The organism is Streptomyces sp. NEAU-YJ-81, assembly GCF_017592595.1.
In the GTDB taxonomy this organism is placed as follows: domain Bacteria; phylum Actinomycetota; class Actinomycetes; order Streptomycetales; family Streptomycetaceae; genus Streptomyces; species Streptomyces hygroscopicus_B.
On record NZ_JAGFNO010000007.1, the window covers coordinates 1 to 15,759 of the forward strand.

Consider the following 15,759-nt stretch of genomic DNA (forward strand, 5'->3'; position numbering starts at 1 on the left):
TACCGACTCGACGCCTGGTGGACCGGAACCCCGCTGGGCACGACACGAATCTCCCACTACGAACAACTTGCCCTCAGCCACGCGGCCTGATCGACAAAAGCCCAGATCACATCGACCAACAGAGTCCCCACACCCACCAACGCAAAAACCAGCTCGCCCCGAACGACGACCCCACTGTCATCCCCCTGCCACCGGCTCGGATTGAACGCCACAAGGCCGTCGCCAGCCTCATCAACGGGTACCGGCGAGCCAGCTGACGACGGCCAAAGGCCCAGCGCAGCAGGCCGGTCGGCGCACACTCGTCAGGGTCGGGGCACAGGCGGGCAAGGCGCTCGTTCGCTAGGTCGACGGCGTCCCGAAGGCTACCGCCGCCGTTCGGATAGAGCTCGTGCTCCACACGCTGTAAGCGCTCCTCGATGGCGCCTACCCGTTCCATGACCCCTGGGCGGCTCGGCACCCCGGGGCACGCTTCCTCTCCGGCCCAATCGTCCATGAATTCGTTCACGCGACGGCCGGAGAGCAGCGCGGCGCGCCGTACGGCGGATTCCCACCCCACCCCGCATGCCGACTGCCCTCGCACAGTCGTCCGGCCGGAGCCTGTGACCATCGCGGACAGCACCGTGGCTCCGTTGTCGTTCTGCGGTCGGGCCGGCGCTAGCCCTCTGACCCGCAGCACCAGCACCTGCGTCGAGCAGCGGAGGCTGGCGGCGACTCAGCGTTGGCGCTGCACCGCTTCGGCGAATTCTTCCTGCATACAACCTCCAGGGAATCGCCACCGCACGCGCCCCCTCCGCCACCGGTTCATCTCCAGCCATTCTCCGCCTTAACTCGAGATCTCAAGCCCCCACCGTTTGTCGTATAAGACGTTTTCCAGCTCAATGGGAGCGCCCATTCGAGGGACACCGCGAGGAGATCGACAGCGCTAAGCTTCCGATATGTTTCACCGCCCCGTGAAAATTTCAGAGGCGGCTGCAAGCGGGGCTGCGGGGAAGTGGGAAGCGGCCGGTACCGGCGAGGGTGCGGTGCTGGTCAGACACAAAGGACAGGTGCGAAAATGATCAGGATCACCAACGGCACACCGGCCTGCGCGATCACCGGCGCACGGTGGACGAAGGCGTCGGCGAGCGATGGAATCGGCGACTGCGTCGAGCTTGCACGCGTGAATGAAACCGAAGTAGCGGTCCGTAACTCACGATTCCCTGACGGCCCCGCGCTGGTATTCACCCGCGCGGAGATCATCGCCTTCCTCGACGGCGCGAGTCACGGGGAGTTCACCTCCATGACTGTCTAAAACACGTCGGCCACAGGTTGCCCGTGAGGCGGAGAGCTGTTCATTCTTGGCGCGGGCGGGAAAGTCCCGCCCGCGCCAAGGAGTGCACATGTCGGGTCGGATTCTGGCCTTGGTCGGGCGGCAGGGAGAGCCACCGCCAGCCACACCGAAAGCAGCGGAGAAGCTCATCGGCGCTCTGCTGCAGTATCTGCGCCAGGAGCGCGGGATGATCCAGAGCGAGGTCGTGCGGGCCGTCCCCGAGGTCGGGTCCGGACCCACGCTCAGCCGCTACGAGAACGCCGTCGTCAAACTCAAGGCGGAACACGTCTTCGCGCTGCTGCGCTTCTACCGGGCGCCGGAGGACTGCGTCAGGGAAGCGGAGATGCTCCTGCAGTGGCCGCATGAGCGGACCTGGTGGTCCTCCTTCGCGGATGTCGCGAACTCCACGCTCATGTCGCTGTACGCCCTGGAGTCCACCTCGAAGGTGGTCCAGGTGTACCAGGAGAACAACGTCCCCGGGATGCTCCAGACCGCAGGCTACGCCCGCGCCTTGATGGCGGACTTCGCCCGGGCACAGTACGACCCCGAGACGCGGCGCAAGTACCTCGCGGCCATCGAACGCCGCCTGGAGATGCGGCTCCGGCGACAGCATCTGCTCGACCAGCCCAACGCTCCCATGTTCAGGGCCGTCATCGCCGAGTCCGTGCTGGACAAGGAACTGGGCGGGGTGCCGGTCATGCGGGAGCAGCTGCGCCACTTGTTCACCATCGCGGAGAACAAGCCCAACGTACATCTGCGGATCCTGCCCGGGTCGGCCATGCGGCAGGGCTCCCCGCTGCACCCTGCCATAACCCTGTGCAAGCCCCACGAAGGGACCGCCGGCCGGGCCGTCTACCTGGAGGACAAGAACGTCGGCGGTCAGCTCCTCACCGACAGCGCGCAGATCGAGACCTTCATGGCGTCGATGGACGACTGGTGGCGACACGCCTTGTCGAAGGCGGAGACCATGGATCGGCTTCAGTACTACATCGACCGGCTCACCGACGAGACCCCGCAGTAGGCCCCGTCACCCGATGCGCGCGACCCCGCCGTACTCGATCCACTCCTTACTCCGCTGCCGCGGAGTAAGTTCACTGTCCGGCAGCCAGCGCGAGACCTCGACCGGCTCGGGGGTCACCAGGACGTCGTGACCCTCGAAGAACCGGTTGACCTCGCTGTAGGAGCGAACCGTTCCCCAGGTGTTGTTGGTGATTTCCTGCATGAAATCGGTGATGCTGCGGCGGAGTTCCGGATCATCACTGGCCAGCTGCGAGATCACCAGGTAGCTGCCGCGTGGCAATTGTTGGCAGACTCGGCGGACCAGCTCCCAGGGGTTGTCAACGTCGGGAATGCAGTGAAGAACGGAGACGAACAGGGCGGCGACCGGCTGGTCGTCGCGCAGCAGCCGTCGTACCGCGCCGCTCTCGAAGATCTTCGTCGTGTCGCGGATGTCGGCGTTGAGGACGGCGGTAGTTCTCGGGTCCTCGGCCAGCATGATCTCCCCATGGGCGAGGACTACGGGGTCATTGTCGATGTAGACGACTTCACTGGCCGGATCGATGTCCTGGGCGAGCTGATGCACGTTGGGCCGTGTCGGAAGTCCGGACCCGTGGTCGAGAAATCTGCGGACACCCTGCTCCCGGGCGAGGTAACGCACAGCCCTACCAAGGAAGGCCCGGTTGACCAGCGCTAATTCACGGCTGTTAGGAGCCAGGCGGAGTAATTTCTCGCATGCTTCCCGATCAACCTGATAATTGTCCGTGCCGCCCAGGAGGTGGTCGTACATTCTGGCAACACTCGGCCTGCTGACATCAATGATGACCCGCTCCCCACACTCTCGGAAGGCATACGTCCCCCCTGAGACGCTGCCGGTACCCGAAGGCAGAGGTCCCATGCTAGGAGGACACGCTGAGGCAGGGCTACCCGCACCCCCCAATACTGCACCTATTTTGATGGCATTTCAGCCGCCGACTTGACCATCACACTCCGGCGCACACCAACCCCCTCAGAGGGAATACGACACAGGCATATTTCAAAACGCTCGGGCAGGGAGCAGATCCCGCAGAGCCCGGTGACGCAGCAGCTCGAAGTCGGCCTCGGACAGGCCCATCGCATAGCCGGCCTGGCCGGGCGACAGCCCGAGCTTGTAACGCAGGACCAGCGCGTCCGCCTCATCACGGCCGAGCAGATGATGAAGCCCCCGCAACGACGCTGTCCGACGCTCCGAAGCTCTGCGGGAGAGCAGGCCCCAGGCATGTGCAGCCGGCGAGGAACTACGAAGCGCCCTCTCCCACTGCTCGCCGAGATCACGCAGGGCAGCCTGGGCAATACCCGTACCGCTGTGGATGGAGCCCGCAACGGCCGTGCCGAAGCGCCGATAGACCATCCAGCGGTCGCAGCAGAAAACGGCGTAGGAGACCGGGAATCGCTGGATGGCCAACGGATCCATCCACGCGGCGAGGTACCGGTCGTCGAATTCGGAATCAGCGCGCAGCCCCGGCAGGCTGGAGCGCATCAGCATGACGTTTCACCTCACAAGGGGGTGCAGGCAGGACGGAGCGGAACCCAGCTCGCAAGTGAGAAGCCGCAGTGGGCCAAGAGGGCATCTCGGCTGCCAGGGCGCGTAGAGGGGTTCAAGGCCGGCTCGCTCGGCCGCTTCGCCATCGTGGCGGCGATGCCGCCCTCGCCCGCTAGGCGGGCGAGGGCTCCTTCACGCAGGGCCGCATCGTCAGACGGTACGGCGGACCTTCAGGTAGCTGACACAGCTACGGTCGGACACAGAGGCAGCCATCATGCCCGCCAGCACTTCCACCGGGAAGGGCTCCTTACGGACGGTCGCTGCCGCGAGGACGCCGGTCAAGAGCAGAGAACTGAAGCGCAGCGTGAGCATCAAGACACTCACACCAGCGGTTTGCCGGAGGACCGACAGCGGAATGCTAATCTCTGGCGCTACCGGAAGGACGGTTGCGATCTTCCGGCGGACGTGCTGCATCAATTTTCGCGCTCCTCGATGCGTAGTTGAGATGGCACGAGGGAGGGGTCCCGAGTTGGTTGACGTCGCCTCGGGGCCCTTTTCCGTGCCCAGTCGGACGCTAGTCGCATTACCCGCTTGCGGTGGCCCTCTGATCCACATGAAAACGGAACCGGGCACTCCTGATAGAGCGATAACGCACGGCTGACGTTGACCACTTCTCGACCCAATAGACCATTCACATGAACAACGAGCGAACCGTACTTGGCAATCACGGTGGGAAATGGTCAGGTGGGCCTGAAAATCCCTCGCGCGTCGCCCGAGCCTCACCACTCGTTCGGGTGAACCGACGGCCTCAGCCACTTCGATCCCTGCAAACAGCGGGTCCACCACCGGAGATCGTGCTCCCCCGGGCGGCCCTCTTCAGGGCTGCGTTTGCCGAGAACTCCTCGACCCCACACCCACTTGAAGCCCGAGGGACTTGCACGTCGGCTCCGCGTTGCCGGTCCAGCCCCATGCGAAGCTTCCGCGGCGGCATTAGCGAGCCCTCCGCCGGAGGCGGTCGTACTCCTCCCGCCGTGTCTCGGCTACCCGTTGAAGATGCGCGAGGGTGCCGTGGCGCCGGTGGCAATTCGGGGCGCACTCGGCGGTCATGCCCGGCGGGTTACCGGTCACATGTGTGATCTCGTCGCTCGGGCTGCCCGTGAAGGTCAGTGCCTGGTTGTACTCGGCAATCTCGCAGTCCGCGCCGGCCTCGTGCATCTGCAGATCGAGTCGTCCGTGTGTCTGTTCAGGCCCGTCGAACCAGAGGCGGCACGCTCGCTCCCCATACGGGCAGGTGCAGGTGCGCATGTCCTCCTTGAGTGCAATCCCGCAGATCGGGTGCGTGAGGTGTCCGATGAGCACGTCGTGGTCCGTCCAGCGCGCTCCGGCGAAGGTCAGGCGGATCCCGTAGGTGTTGGCGTGCTTGGTGAAGCCCGCCATATCCAGCCAGTCGGCTCCGGAGCGAAAGATCAGCAGTCGCCGCATCAAGGCGCTTCCCAGGGCCTGAACGGTGCCTTTATTGGCGCATGGTGGTTGACCTGGGGCTTTACGAATCGCCCGAGCATGGGCGTGATCAGTGATCGTGGGTCTGCGACTGCTTTACCTGATCTTCTGCCGACTACTGGGTTGCCTCCTTGTGCTGGGCCGATCGACCGCCGCGAACAACGCCGAGATCCTTGCCCTTCGTCATGAGGTCGCTGTGCTTCGTCGACAGGTCCAGCGGCAGCGGCTCTCACGGGCTGATCGTGCCGTGCTCTCGCACTGCACCTGCCGCCCCGTAGCGCTCCAGAATCGCTTCACCGGACCTGACCTGGGATAACGTACGTGGCCACTGGGTGTCCAGCATGATCAGTCCTTGTGCTGGTACGACTTACCTACCTGATCGCCACACGGATCTTCGCGTGGCTGCTCCTGATGACTCGATCCTCTGGGGCCAAGAATGCGGAGATACTGATCCTGCGGCACGAGCTCGCGGTTCTGCGTCGGCAGGTCACTACGCCCAAGCCCGGATGGCCGGACCGTGCACTGCTCGCTGCCCTGTCCCGACTGCTCCCCCGCGCCTTGCGTGAACACCGGATCGTCTCACCGCGCACCCTGCTGGCCTGGCACCGGCGCCTGGTGAAGCAGAAGTGAACGCAGTCGCCGTCTACCCGGGCGGCCGCCGCTGCCCGAGGAGATCCGCGAGCTGATCATCCGTCTCGGCGCCGAGAACCCCCGATGGGGATTCCGGCGCGTGCACGGTGAACTGCGCCGCCTCGGGCTCAAAGTCAGCCCCTGAAGGGCGTCAATATTCCAATCAGGCTGCTGAGCTGGGCGTTGCCTGTGGATGGTGAGGCGGTCGGGGCGGCGTGGTGTGGCACTCGTTGAGCAGTCCGCCGAGTACCTGCTTGCGCCTGACCGTGGCGGCGGGCAGTGGGATGACGTTCGGGTCGTCGTCTGGAGCACGTAGGTCCAGGCTGCGGTGAGCCCGTCCGGAGTTGTAGTGCTCGGCGTACCTGGTCAGGACCGTACGCAGATGTCGCTCGCGATGATGAGGAGTCGGTCGGTGCATTCGGCGCGGGCTGTGCGTATCCATCGTTCGGCGAACGCGTTGGACCGTGGGCTCTGCGGCGGTGTCGGGATGACGGCTGTGCCGTTCCGGCGAAGACGGCGTCGAATGCCGTGGTGAACTTGCTGTCCCGGCCACGGATGAGGAACCGGAAGCACCCAGCCCTCTCCACGATGTCCATGAGCAAGTTGCGGGTGAGTTGGGCGACCCATGCGCCGGTCGGGTGGGCAGTGACACCCAGGACGTGAACGCGCCGGGTGGCGATCTCCATGACGAAGAAGACATAGAGACGTCGGAGGAAGACGGTCTCCACGTGCATGAAATCGCAAGCGAGCAGCGTGTGGGCCTGTGAACGGAGGAAGGAGCGCCAGCTCTGCTCGGAGGCGCGCTGCGGTGCGGGGGGGCAGGGCCGCTGCGGCGCAGAACGCGCCGAACCGTGGCGGCTGCGACCCGATGGCCAAGCCGTCGCAGTTCACCCTGGATCCTGACGTATCCCCAGGTCGGGTTCTCTCTCGCCAGGCGCTGGATGAGCGCGACTGTCTCTTCCGCCAGCGGTGGTCGGCCGGGCCTGACAGCCGTCTGGTGCCACTTCCAGCGCACCAGACGGCGGTGCCAGGTCAACAGTGTGCCCGGCGTGACCAGCCGATGGCGGCGTAAGGCAGGTGGCAGGCGCCGGGCGAGAGCGGAGAGCACGGCACGGTCGGCCCATGAAAGCCGCGGCCGCTCGACCTGTCGACGAAGCACAGCGACCTCATGACGAAGGACAAGGATCTCGGCGTTGTTCGCGGCGGTCGATCGGCCCAGCACAAGGAGGCAACCCAGTAGTCGGCAGAAGATCAGGTAAAGCAGTCGCAGACCCACGATCAGGGATCATGCCCATATGTAGGCGATCGCAAAGCCCCAGGTCAACCACCGTACGGCAATAAAGACACCCTTCAACATCCTCGATGTCTACGCCCGGCACTACAACGGCCATCGCCCCCATCAAGCTCGAGAGCAACTGCCGCCTGACGACAACGACCTGGTCACGCCGCAGGATGACCCGAGCATCCCGCGACGACTACTGCAGACTCACGTCCTTGGCGGCCTGATCATAACGAGTACAGATATGCGGCCTGACCAGCCGCGATGAGTTGCTGAACGGCACAGGATTCCGCGGGCCAGGACCATTTCGGGACCAGCGGGTCGACGGCCGTGCCGAGCCGTTCGAGCAGGGCCGGCGGTGCGTCGGCTACCCATTCACTCACCGCGAGCAGGGGTCGCGCTCCGGCGAGGACCGCGCAGGCCGTCAGTGCCAGGAGCGTCACGAGAGGGTGCCGTACTCCTGCGGATTCCGCGGGTCCGGGACCTGTGCGAGGCGTTCCAGCAGATCCGGAAGATCGCTCCCGGACACTTCCGGATGCGGTCTGAGCTGTTCAAAGGCAGGGGAGGTCAGAGATGATGCGTCGGCAGCCACGGGCAGTCCAAGGTCACAGAGCGTAGAGAACTCCATGATCGCGGACGTCCGTGCCTGCTGTGTACCGAACCCCGCCCAACATGCCGAGACGTCAGCAACCGGGCGTCAGCCGACTACGCTGAAGTCCTGACCGAAGAGGGCGCGGTAGTACGCGACTTCCGGTTCGCGCTCCATCCTGATGTTGCCGGTGGGGGTCTCCGTTGTTGCGCTGTCGGACCATCCGGTTGGTTTCCGCTGCGCTCTTCGAGATGCACGACGAATGGATCGCCCTACCTCGCCGCCACCTCCCCGAAGGTGATATGGGTGATATCTGTCGTAAACTCTCTTTTAGTTCCTCCGCGCTACCCAACGTACCGAAATGCAACCGCCAGTTGATCCCCAACAGCATGACGAGGGACGCTACCTGGCGGACGCGTGTTCCCGACCGAGTGGCACTCGCTTCGGCATCCTCCCGCGCAGGTCATCGGAGGCCATTTACCCAAAGATTACTGGGCAGTTGACCTCAGGGTTTCGTGGTAGCGTCCTTGTTCGGAGGGACAGTGCAACCTGAAAGGGAAATCGTGAACACGGAGAAGATCACCGCTCGCCGCCTCTCGCTGGAAGAGGTGACGAAGCTCGGCGTGAAGGACAGGCTCTTCATTTCCGCCGACACGGCAGAACTCAAGCTTCCCGACTGCTATGTCCCCGCTTTTCTGACCAAGTCCGGTGAGGATTTCGAGGGCGGCTCGATCACGGCGAGAACCGTATTCCAGGAAGAGGTCTCCTGCCTTCCCGACGACGAGAATGAAGCCGGAATCTACTTGGCTGACGAGAACGGCTCGGTGACCATCGAGATCCTCCAGTCCGCCGGTGTCGTGCTGGACCTGGCACTTTTCGTCCCTGGTGGGGACAAGGGAGCCCTCACGGCCCTTTACGCTGCGGCCCGGCAGGCCTTCGGCGCCGACACCGTACAGATCTGGCGCCAGGGCCTCAAGGAGGTTCCCGACGTGAAGGTCGACATCTTCGAGGAGCAGATTCCCCGGGGGCGCAAGGGGACCGACAGCCCCAAACGTGACCGTCGCGCGTTCGACACCTACCCCACCCGTGCAGACTTCATCGAGTTCTCCGCGGGGTGGAAGCCGGTCATTGAGATTCACAGGCCGATTGTTGACGACACCCCGACCATATGAGGCGGCGTTACCTCTCGTTCTCGCCCTGAGAGAACGCCGAGAACGCATGCGTCGGACCCGGTCGACTCCTGAGCGACCCAGGGAGCCGTCGGAAAATAACTCACGAACGACGAAGCGCCGTTCCACTCGATGACCTCGCGAGACAGCCGCCTGACCAAAATCAAAGCCTGAAGTTATTCTGCGACAGCCCTCAGGGCTTCGCCGTAGTCGAGTGACGTCCACTTCGTACTCAGGCGAGGCCGAGGAGCATGAGGGGGCAGGGCTTCGGCATAGTGCCGTGACGTCTGGTTCGTGATCATCCGAGGCCGAGTAGCGCGAGGGAGCGCCGAGGGTCGCGGGCATTGCGGCGGAGGCCGGCCGCGATGTTCTTCACTCCGGCCGTGCGGAGGGTTCCGATGGCGAGGTTGCGCCAGGTGGCCATCGCGCGGGGCGCGTTGCCGGTTCGCAGCTGGGAGGCGTCCTCGGCGAAGGTGGTGTCGCGGATGTGGTGCAGGGCCTCGATCTGCCAGTGGTCGCGAACGAGTTGGGTGATATGGGCTGGGGTGGCCTGCTCGGCGGTCAGGCTGGTGACGGCGAAGACCGTCTTGACGGTGGACTTGCCGGTCTTGCGGTCGGTGCGCCGGCGCTTGATCTGGACGGCCTGGCAGGCTCCAGGGAAGAGGGGGCTGTTGACGGTGGCAACCTTGATCCGGCGGATCTCCGAGCGGCCGTGGCCGATGCTGTGCCGCTCGAAAAGTCATCGCCGCAGCTGAGCGGGGTGCGGTCAGTTCGCTGGGATTATGTCCTCCGTGATCGTGTCCTTGTTGTACAAGGTGACCCGGAAGCTTCTCACTGTTCCATCGGTGCTCCTCCGCCGTGGGACGGCGAAGGACGCGGAACTGCTGGTGCTGCGGCACGAGAACGCCGTCCTGCGCCGCCAGTTGACCGGACCGGTCCGCTATGAGCCCACCGATCGGCCGCCCTGTCCGGGCTGATACCCCGACGCCACTGGCTCAAGGTCTTCCCTGTGACCCCCGGCACCGTGCTCGCCCGGCACCGCAGGTTCATCGCCGAGAAATAGGACTACACCGCGCGCCGTGGCACCGGACGCCCGCCTACCGAAAACCACGAGCAGGACGCTGACCGTGCTCGAGGAGAATCCGCTCACGTCGCCCAGGAACTTCACGATGTACGTGTATCCGGTGAAGGCCCCGGTGGCGGACAGGGTCCCGGCCGTCAGCACGGTCGCGAACCGCCGGACGTCGGGACTGGTTGCGTAGGCGGCGGGTTCTTCTTCCGGAAGCGAGGTCGGCAGCAGAACGGCGATCGTCACCAGAGAGACGAGTCCCAGAGCCGCCAGCATGGCGACGGGCATCTGCCAGTCGCTCTGTCGGCCCAGCCAGGTCCCGGCGGGAACACCGAACACGAGGGCGACTGCGACGGACGGCGCACCGACCACACGCCCGCGGACCTCGGGCGCGAACAGGCCCACCGCGACCGGTCCCATTACGGCCCAGAACAGCGCCTGGGCGAGCGCGGTCAGCAGCCGCGCCGTGAGCAAAAGCCAGTAGGAGGGGGCCAGGCTCGCGATCAGACTGGACACGACAAGCGCGGTCAGTAGCCCTGTGAGCACATGGCGTCGGGGCACGGCCCGCGTGAGGTGGACGAGCGGCAAAGACGCAAGTGCCACCGCCACGGCGTAGCCGGTGACCAGGAGACCGACCGCTGACACTGACACCCGAAGGCTTGCGGAGATGAGCTCCAGCAGGCCGATCGGCAGGTTCTCCGCTGTGTTGAAGGTGAAGGCGGCGAGCATCAAAACCGCGAGCACCGCTGACCTGTGCCATAGAGCCGGTTGCCGCGTGACCCTATGGCCCCTTGCTGCCCTCGCTCGTTGCTCCTGCTCCGTGGCACCCTCCATGGAGCTACCTCACTGGGCCTCCGGTCACGCCGCAACCGAATTCATCTGCCGCAGAGGCGCTCAAATGATCAGGCATGGCCTTCAGGACCGTTCGGCGCGGGTTCGAGAGCACGCTCGCGGATCATCTGCCGCAGGCTCGTGCGGGTCGCGGCCAGGTCTCGCTCAAGCTCCTGGACGTGATCGGCGAGTGGTCGGAGTCCGGTGAGTTCGTGTTCGAGCTTCCTGTTGGCTTCGGTGAGTTCGCTGATCCGCTCGGTCAGTTTCCGGTTGCTGATCTGGTCAAGCTGGTGTCCGAGCTGCTGCCGCATGGCGGTCCGGAGCTGATCGCGTTCGGCGCGGAGTTCCTTGATCTCTTCCCGGGCCATGGCTAGGTCCGTGTGCAGGCTGACGGTGCTTGCTTTGCGGCCTTCGGCGGCTGCGGTGGCAGGAGCCTGTTCCTGCCGCTGGATGGCCGCCTGGACGTGTTCGCGGACGCCCTCGGCATAGACCAGCCAGGTCGATACTCTGGCGGCCCTGGCGACTGCGGTGAAGGAGATCGGCTCGCCGTCGTTCAGCATGCGCCGAACGGTGTCGAGCACGCGTTGGCGCTTGAGGAGGCTACTTTGCCGCCGGGACTCGGCAAGGACTTCTGCGGGGGTTCGGGCGGTCATCTCACGCTTCCTTCTTCGAGACGACGGTGATGGGAAGAAGCTTGTGATCGCCGCCCGCCCGGACCCGCCGGAGAACCGCAGCGGCCTCCTCCAACTCAGTCCGCTCGTGCTCGGGCATGCCTGCCATCCGCTCCCGCATTTTCGCCGCTACCCCTTCGTAGGAGTTGATCTGGGAGGTGAGGTTGTCGATAACGAAACCGGCTGCGTCCATCACCCGCGCCCTCTCACGATCGGCCCGCAGGCTGTTGATGTGGTCCTCGATCGCGGGAAGGTAGGACGGGTCGGGGCGGTAGAAACCGCACCCTGAGCACTGGAAACGGATCGGGCATGCATGGCCGCCGGCCTTGACATTCGACGGCTCGGTGCAGCCACCGAAGGGAACAGCCACCGATCGCTGTTCGTAGGCCGTCGACGAGCAGGGTTTCGCGATCCCGTGCCGGTCGGTGACCATCAGGCTGAGCATGCTGACCGCCTGGCGCTTGCGCTTAACTTGTCGTTTAACGTCCGTCTGCTTTGGTGCGGGGTTCCGGCGTTGCTCGCAGGGCGTGCAACCATCGCTGGCAGACGGCAAGGGCGACGGGTTCGAACAGCTCGGGTGTCGAGACTTCGACGAGGAACTGGGTCAGCAGGTCCTGGTGTCCTTCGTCGATGTCCACTCGGTCCTCGAAGTGCACCGCTTGGGCCCAGTCGATGAGCTCGCTGGGACTGGCGAGTCCAGTGGCGACCTTCTCCACGGCGGCGGTGTGATCATGACGGAGGGTGACGGTCGCTGTCGGGTCGCCGTGCCGGGCGGCTTCGATGAGTTCGGAGAGCTCACCGTTCCAGTGCACGAGGCCTTCAAGGGGTTGGCGCCCGTTCGCATCCACGGTGCCATCCTGCTTGATGGCTCCGTCATCGGACAGGGGTGGCCTCCCGTCAGCTCGCAGTCCGGGTGACACGTCGAGGTTTGGTGCCGACCTTGTGGTGAGCGGGGCGGCTGTATGTCTCGCCGGTCGCAAGAATTCGGCCCACGTCATGGCGGAGGGCCGGGCGGCGGTTCTTCGAGCCCGGCGGTCGGCCGGGCCCGGCCTTGGACGGTTTCGGTGCACGGGGCGGGAGAGCCGGTCTTCGTGCGGAGGTTTCTGAACCCCCGCCGGACTCGGGCAGGCGTCAGCCTGTTCGGTGGGGCCGGCTTCTCCCAGGGCCGCCTCAGATCGGTGGTCAGCGGGCGGGCCAGCCGGAGCTGGGCATAAGCCGCGACCACCAGCCACGTCCACCGATCGGCCGCCTCCGAGTTGCGGAGCCGGGGCTTCGTCCAGCCGAGCGTCTGCTTGAACAGGCGAAACGTGTGCTCCAGATCGAAGCGCCGGAGGAAGGGCTGCCAGCAGCGGTCTATGTCCGCCTCGGTGGCGCCGCTGCCCGACCACCACAGCCAGACCGGCTTGTTCACCCCGCCGCTGGGCAATTTCTCCACGACCAGACGGAGTACGGTGCCCTCGAGGATGGGCAGCGGTCCGTCGTGGTCGATCCAGGCCGCCCGGCGGGTCAGCCGCGGGTGCAGCCGGTCCCACGCCTGCGGGGTCGCCTTCCCATAGAGGCGGGTGTCCGTCATCGTCACGGCCTGCTCGACGTCCCAGGTGCTGGGGTCCCCGAAGACGAACTCGCCGCCATGCTTGGGCGGACGGCCGCCCTTGGGGTCGTAGACCCGCGGCGGTGTGGGTCGGCGCATCACGCTGTCCGAGCGGAGCCGGCCGAGGATCTCGACAGGAAGCCCGGCCAGCAGGTGGGCGATGCGCGGTGCGTGTATCCGGCGTCGAGCACGACCAGGACCTCCGGGTCGCCTTCCTGCCACTGGCCAGCGGCAATGAGCCGCTCGACGACCTCGCGGATCTGGACCGTGGTGACCGCGGCGACGTCGGCGCCGGGCTGCAGGCGGACCGCGTCCAGCACCGCCGTCCAGGACGTGCGGCCGGTCTCCAGCGCGGCCACCACCGAATAAGGCCAGCCGGGCACCATCTGGTGTTTGCCCTCGCCACGGCCGAACGTGTGACAAAAGGCCCGGTCAGCACAGGCGTTAGGGTCCGGCCGCAGCCACGGCGAGACATCCACGGCCAACACCAGCCGACCGTCCGCCGCCCTCGACAGCGGCATCCCGACCAAGGCACGACGCAGTCGGGCGACATCGATCTGTCCCTGGTTGAGCCCGCCGTACAGAGCTCCGTGCCGCGGCGGTGTTCGGGCGCGAGCGCGAGATCGACCAGCGTCCGCACCAGCCCGTCCGTGCACAACAGCGCGTCGCATAACTCGAATTTCGTCGGTGCCCGCGCTGCTGTTTCTCGTAAACATCATCGAGCCTCAAGATCCGCAACTGCCGTCCAAACCGACAGACAAACGCTGGGGAAGTGAACGAAGCCAGGTACCGCTCGGTCAGCCCGGCGGTGAGGGTGCGGGTGATCTCCTCCATGGGCGCGGGGTTCTCTGTGGCGACGTTGAGTCCTGGCTGAGCCGGTCGACCAGGCCGTGCGCCTGGACGGCGTACCCGCCGGTGATGACCAGGGGGTAGGGGGTGCCGGTGGCCAGGAGGTCGGAGAGGAGCCGGCGGTGGAGATTGCTGAGGTTCACGCCGCGGCTGCCGGGCGAGCCGAAGCCAGCTCGAAGAAAGCCTCTTCCCATACGTCACGGACAGTGCGGCTGATCAGCGTGCGCAGGACGGGCCACTGGTCGACCAAGAGAATCCGGTTCAGCAAGGCGATCAGGTCATCGTGCTGCCCTTCGGCCAGCACCGTGCGGTACAGCTCATCCGCGACCGCGGCCGGTCAAGATCGAACCGCGTCAGACCCGACCACGCCACATGCAACGGCAACCGGACAGAGCCATGTGCCGGCCCGGCCAGCCTCACCGAGCGCGCCGGGAAGCCTTCGCGTGTAGCGCTGCCGCAGCGCCTCGCCAGCGGACGGCGAGGGCTCAGCGGCAGGCATAACGGACATGCACTCAGTATGAGCGATGCAAGGCGACCCGAGCTTCGCCCCGGCGAGAACGCCGGCGACGGACAGGGCGACAGCGGCGACAGATGGACAGCGCACAGGCGGCAATCCGCCTCGGCCGGCTGCGCCGGGCGAGGCGGATTGCGGACTTGCGAACCGGGTTGGGGTGCCGCTCGGGCGGCGGGTCAGCAGCCGTTGAGAACGGAGGACAGGGAGTTCTTCTCGGCGGAGTCGACACTGAGGCCATAGTAGTGCTTCACCTGGACCCAGGCGCGGGCGTAGGTGCACCTGTAGGCGGTGCGGGAGGGCCACCAAGTACCGGGGTCCTGGTCGCCCTTGGACTGGTTGACGTTGTCAGTGACGGCGAGCAGCTGCGGGCGGGTGAGGTCGTTGGCGAGGGCCTGCCGCTTGGAGGTGGTCCAGTTCCAGGCGCCGGAGTCCCATGCCTCGGCGAGCGGGATGAGGTGGTCGATATCCACATCCGAGGCGGCGGACCAGGTGGCGCCGTCGTAGGGGGAGTACCAGCTGCCGCTGGTGGCAGCGCAGGAGGAGTCGGTGACGACGCCGGAGCCGTCGCGCTTGAGGACGGTCTCGCGGGTGTTGCAGGCGCCGCTGATGGTGATCCAGTGCGGGAACAGGTCCCGGCTGTAGCCGGTTCTGGAGTGCTCGGTTGCGACGGTGAGGGAGGCCAGGTAGGAGCGGGCGGTGGCAGCGCTGACCGGCGTCGGCAGTGCGGCCTGGGCAGGAGTGGTGCCGAGGAAGGCGAGAGCGGCGGTCGCGGAGGCCACAAAGCCGGCGAGGATGCTACGGCGAGCGTTCTTGCGCATGGCGTATCGACTCCTGAGCCGAAGGGTGAGGTGAAGAAGCGCCCCCATCCTGGCCCGAGGGAATCTATGCGAGTAGAGCGCCGAAGGTGAAGAACTGATAACAAACAGTCAACGGGTGCTGTGTGCCCAGTACCGGAGGCCGGCCTCCTCCAGGACCGCGACCGTGTTGGCGACCGGGGCACTGGTGGTGTCGGCAGACACGAATCTTGCGTCCGCCAGCTTGAAGACCCTCGCGAACAGCGCCAGCGTTTTGTCCGAAGCGGAGTCGGCCATGAAGTTACGCCTGATCACGCCAGCTTCAGAGCCGCCCTCGGACCAGCCGGTCGGCCACGCGTCCGTGTCCAGCCCCAGCCGCGTGCCCATCAGGGACAGGGCAGTGTCGACGGACTTCTGGCCGCCGGGACCGGCCTGTGCGCGCAGAC

Annotated in this window: 15 protein-coding genes and 5 pseudogenes; 4 read left to right on the top strand and 16 right to left on the bottom strand. The window is 65.8% G+C overall.

What is annotated here, in order from left to right; all coding sequences use genetic code 11:
• Positions 1-1,054 precede the first annotated feature (1,054 nt).
• A complete protein-coding gene (locus J5X86_RS17860) occupies positions 1,055-1,291 on the top strand; it encodes a DUF397 domain-containing protein (RefSeq protein WP_208517796.1) in 237 nt (78 codons plus the stop codon).
• 88 nt (positions 1,292-1,379) lie between these two features.
• Positions 1,380-2,330 (top strand): helix-turn-helix transcriptional regulator, encoded by a 951-nt coding sequence (locus J5X86_RS17865; protein WP_208517797.1) that lies wholly within the window; start codon positions 1,380-1,382, stop codon positions 2,328-2,330.
• Positions 2,331-2,336: 6 nt separating this feature from the next.
• On the opposite strand, the gene J5X86_RS17870 is transcribed toward J5X86_RS17865, so the two are convergent.
• The 4 genes from J5X86_RS17870 to J5X86_RS17885 all read right to left on the bottom strand — a co-directional run bounded on the left by J5X86_RS17870 (position 2,337) and on the right by J5X86_RS17885 (position 5,309).
• Positions 2,337-3,125 (bottom strand): SAM-dependent methyltransferase, encoded by a 789-nt coding sequence (locus J5X86_RS17870; RefSeq protein WP_308124636.1) that lies wholly within the window; start codon positions 3,123-3,125, stop codon positions 2,337-2,339.
• Positions 3,126-3,341: 216 nt separating this feature from the next.
• Positions 3,342-3,830, bottom strand: coding sequence for a hypothetical protein (locus J5X86_RS17875; RefSeq protein WP_208517799.1), 489 nt, complete (start codon positions 3,828-3,830; stop codon positions 3,342-3,344).
• Positions 3,831-4,037: 207 nt separating this feature from the next.
• Positions 4,038-4,301 carry a hypothetical protein gene (locus J5X86_RS17880; protein WP_208517800.1) on the bottom strand — a complete coding sequence of 88 codons (264 nt, stop codon included), beginning with the start codon at positions 4,299-4,301 and terminating at the stop codon, positions 4,038-4,040.
• Between the two features lie 516 nt (positions 4,302-4,817).
• Positions 4,818-5,309: a hypothetical protein gene (locus tag J5X86_RS17885; protein WP_208517801.1), complete on the bottom strand. Its 492-nt coding sequence runs from the start codon at positions 5,307-5,309 to the stop codon at positions 4,818-4,820.
• 372 nt (positions 5,310-5,681) lie between these two features.
• On the opposite strand from J5X86_RS17885, the gene J5X86_RS17890 reads away from it, so the two are divergent.
• Positions 5,682-5,957, top strand: coding sequence for an integrase (locus tag J5X86_RS17890; protein WP_208517802.1), 276 nt, complete (start codon positions 5,682-5,684; stop codon positions 5,955-5,957).
• Positions 5,958-6,120: 163 nt separating this feature from the next.
• Here J5X86_RS17890 and J5X86_RS17895 read toward each other — a convergent pair.
• Together J5X86_RS17895 and J5X86_RS52475 are read right to left on the bottom strand one after the other, a co-directional pair.
• Positions 6,121-7,233, bottom strand: a pseudogene (locus J5X86_RS17895) (integrase core domain-containing protein).
• Positions 7,234-7,463: 230 nt separating this feature from the next.
• Complete coding sequence (locus J5X86_RS52475; RefSeq protein ID WP_308124600.1) at positions 7,464-7,679, bottom strand: hypothetical protein; 216 nt, start codon at positions 7,677-7,679, stop codon at positions 7,464-7,466.
• Positions 7,680-8,388: 709 nt separating this feature from the next.
• Between J5X86_RS52475 and J5X86_RS17905 the strand changes: the two genes are divergently transcribed.
• Positions 8,389-8,997, top strand: coding sequence for a hypothetical protein (locus J5X86_RS17905; RefSeq protein ID WP_208517803.1), 609 nt, complete (start codon positions 8,389-8,391; stop codon positions 8,995-8,997).
• A 295-nt stretch (positions 8,998-9,292) separates the two neighbouring features.
• Here the strand turns inward: J5X86_RS17905 and J5X86_RS17910 are convergent, their stop codons facing one another.
• The 10 genes and pseudogenes from J5X86_RS17910 to J5X86_RS17955 form a co-directional block, all read right to left on the bottom strand.
• Positions 9,293-9,715: a transposase gene (locus J5X86_RS17910; RefSeq protein ID WP_308124637.1), complete on the bottom strand. Its 423-nt coding sequence runs from the start codon at positions 9,713-9,715 to the stop codon at positions 9,293-9,295.
• Between the two features lie 339 nt (positions 9,716-10,054).
• A pseudogene (locus tag J5X86_RS17915) lies at positions 10,055-10,792 on the bottom strand (MFS transporter); the annotation flags it as partial.
• Positions 10,793-10,965: 173 nt separating this feature from the next.
• Positions 10,966-11,547 carry a DUF6262 family protein gene (locus tag J5X86_RS17920; RefSeq protein ID WP_243980708.1) on the bottom strand — a complete coding sequence of 194 codons (582 nt, stop codon included), beginning with the start codon at positions 11,545-11,547 and terminating at the stop codon, positions 10,966-10,968.
• A 1-nt stretch (position 11,548) separates the two neighbouring features.
• Positions 11,549-12,010, bottom strand: coding sequence for a hypothetical protein (locus tag J5X86_RS17925; RefSeq protein ID WP_308124601.1), 462 nt, complete (start codon positions 12,008-12,010; stop codon positions 11,549-11,551).
• 34 nt (positions 12,011-12,044) lie between these two features.
• The gene (locus J5X86_RS17930; RefSeq protein ID WP_208518051.1) at positions 12,045-12,377 is read right to left on the bottom strand and encodes a hypothetical protein; all 333 of its coding nucleotides are present in this window, start codon (positions 12,375-12,377) and stop codon (positions 12,045-12,047) included.
• A gap of 85 nt (positions 12,378-12,462) precedes the next feature.
• Positions 12,463-13,853 (bottom strand): annotated as a pseudogene (locus tag J5X86_RS50710) (NF041680 family putative transposase); the annotation flags it as partial.
• A gap of 92 nt (positions 13,854-13,945) precedes the next feature.
• Positions 13,946-14,148, bottom strand: a pseudogene (locus J5X86_RS50715) (hypothetical protein); the annotation flags it as partial.
• Positions 14,145-14,504, bottom strand: a pseudogene (locus J5X86_RS17945) (hypothetical protein). The pseudogenes J5X86_RS50715 and J5X86_RS17945, both read right to left, overlap by 4 nt.
• A 191-nt stretch (positions 14,505-14,695) precedes the next feature.
• Positions 14,696-15,337 carry an HNH endonuclease family protein gene (locus J5X86_RS17950; protein ID WP_208517806.1) on the bottom strand — a complete coding sequence of 214 codons (642 nt, stop codon included), beginning with the start codon at positions 15,335-15,337 and terminating at the stop codon, positions 14,696-14,698.
• A 108-nt stretch (positions 15,338-15,445) separates the two neighbouring features.
• Positions 15,446-15,700: a hypothetical protein gene (locus J5X86_RS17955; protein ID WP_208518052.1), complete on the bottom strand. Its 255-nt coding sequence runs from the start codon at positions 15,698-15,700 to the stop codon at positions 15,446-15,448.
• Positions 15,701-15,759 lie beyond the last annotated feature (59 nt).